The sequence below is a fragment of the Bacteroidota bacterium genome (assembly GCA_018831055.1).
Lineage (GTDB): Bacteria > Bacteroidota > Bacteroidia > Bacteroidales > B18-G4 > M55B132.
The window spans coordinates 1-2,374 of record JAHJRE010000245.1 but is presented as its reverse complement, the minus strand read 5'-3'; the positions used below and the strand labels follow the sequence as shown (position 1 = coordinate 2,374).

The following is a 2,374-nucleotide window of genomic DNA, read 5'->3' as shown; positions in this document are numbered from 1 at the left end:
TTACCGTTGTCGTGTAAAAATATCCGGTAGGAACTCCACCGGTTGACCATTTACCCGGTGATGATGTGGTGCCATCAACATATGATTCAAAATCTTCCCACCAAATTGTAGAAGGAGCACTTCCAAGTTGATACGGACCGTCGGTGAGAACGGTTGACTCATTTCCCCATTTATCCACGGCAACGACTGCGATATAATAATTGGTTGCCCCGACAAGATCTTCGCCCTCATTTTCAGTTGTAAGCGTTACCGAAACGCTGTCAATTACTTTTGTCTGCGCTTCGGGACGAATACAGGAATCCTCATCGACAGTTCCGTCGCCGTCATCATCGCTATTGCCGTCGCCGTCAATGTCTCCCCGCGGGTCCTCATTCAGTGCTCTATCGCCATCCTGGTCAATCATATCTCCGATTGCGGCATTATCAGCAATAGCACTTCTTGAAATAAAAATATAATATCTTGAAAAATCTGCTGTCGCCCCAGGTTTTGTCCATGAAACAGCGAATGAATTGGCGCCGGGTGTAACTGTAAGAGATGTCGGAGGATTTGGCGGAGTGTCATCGTGCGTTTCGGTGACTGAAGTATTATCGCTTGAACCTTTACCCGCCCAGATAGCAGTAGTGTGGTAATTAGTATGAAACTCCTTTACAAATTCTCTTGCTAAACGGAAATCGTTTATCAGGATAAAATTTTCATCACTACCGGGATCACTTTCTGCTGACGACTGGCTTGCATTAACGGAACCGAGACCGACCCAATCCATATCAATTATCCAGTGTTTGTGGTGATGTTTGTAATTATTCGGATTTAATGTTTCCCGGATAAAACAACCGCCTGCATCAAAATCTGCTTTTCCGCCTGAGCCGACTGCTCCCGCATCAATGCTGTCATATACGCCCTCAACCTGAACGCCTGCTCCTGCACGGGTTATGCAGGATGCCTCCGCAGGTCTTCGTGTGTTTGCAAAACCATATAAATTGGTAATTTCAAAAAATATGCTTTCGGTTGCCGTATCAAGAATAGAAACAAGTCCGTTTGCGGTTGTTCCGGTTCCTGCCCATGGCAGGTCTTCCCCGCCGAAGAAAATTCTTACTTCCACATTGTTTGGCATAGTATAAACCCGAGTAGTTTTTGTTCCCGTATTGAATGTGTCGCTCCACATTTCATCAAATTCCGAAAGATAATTCTGAGTTATTTGTTGGTTATATATAATGAGGTAAGAGTTGTTTTGGGCAGTCCAGCCGCCTCCTGAAAAGTTTCCGCTACCCATTAGAGTTGCTGCTTTTGCGGCATCGTTCGGGTCTCTGATGATAAATTTATTATGCATAATTTCAGATGCAGATGTGTCGCTCCGAAGTTTTGCCAATCCGTTTGCAACCGTCTGTTCAATATCGGTAGAAAGCGGAGTAACTCCGTCTCCGATAACCCGTGTTGCATATGTCGGATTTAGTAAGTTTAATTGGTTTTCAACTGCGTTTACGCTTCCCTGTGTTCCCCAGGAATAATTTGCAACATAGCACATAGAAGAAGTTCCTGCCATAAATTGGTCTAAGGAAGCGCCCTGCGATGTATCAGCAGCACCTGCCCCATTAGTGACATTATCACCTTGACCGAAAATCATCTTCCAAAACGGTTTTGCGGAAAGATGGGTAAAAAGTAAGTAAGTGAGTAAGAGTAATGTAGCAGCAAAGCGAGGCTTTGCTAAAACCAAAAACCAAAATCTTTTTGATAATTTCATAAATTCCTCCATTAATACCACTGAACTGACACGGAACTCACACACAGAACTGACTTGGAACTGTTCTGTGTCTATGGAGTTTACCCCGATGTTTATAGGGGTGTTCCTTTGTTCCGTGCCTGTTCCGTGTGTCTCTTGAAAATAAAAAAGCAAATTTTGTGCAGTCGCTCGTCGGAAGTTATAGAACATTTGTTCTATAACTACAAGCAACCGCAAAAAATCTGCTTCCATCAAAAAATTATAGCCGCAACTCTGATATATAATGATGACACGGGCAGAAGACAATCGTGAAATCCGTTGCCCTCAGGCATTGCACTTTCAGTGCATAGTTTACCGGGTTCTTTTGCCATCCGCCCAGAAAAGAATTTTTTACCGTTAAAGTTTTTGGTAACGATAGATTTTCAAGTAGTAAAGGTGTCTGTGAAATCGTTGTTTTATCTTCGGTCGCTTTTTTTACAATATCTGAAATGGCAAGTTGGCTTTGTTCGGATGCAGATGCTGTTTTTAGAATTTCGTTATATGAAAAGGATGCCTCACACCTGCCTTTTAAGGCAAAAAACAAAACACATAAAACAATAAGGATAGTCAGTATTTTTTTCATATATTCTATTGGTGTCTATGAATTTCTTCCCAATG

General features: G+C 42.6%; 2 protein-coding genes. Both read right to left on the bottom strand.

Annotation, left to right across the window (positions count from 1 at the left end):
• Positions 1-1,621 (bottom strand): hypothetical protein (locus tag KKA81_16055; protein MBU2652441.1); only part of this gene is annotated, 1,621 nt, incomplete at its 3' end.
• 355 nt (positions 1,622-1,976) lie between these two features.
• On the bottom strand, positions 1,977-2,339 hold the full coding sequence (locus tag KKA81_16050; protein MBU2652440.1) for a hypothetical protein: 363 nt from the start codon (positions 2,337-2,339) through the stop codon (positions 1,977-1,979).
• Positions 2,340-2,374 lie beyond the last annotated feature (35 nt).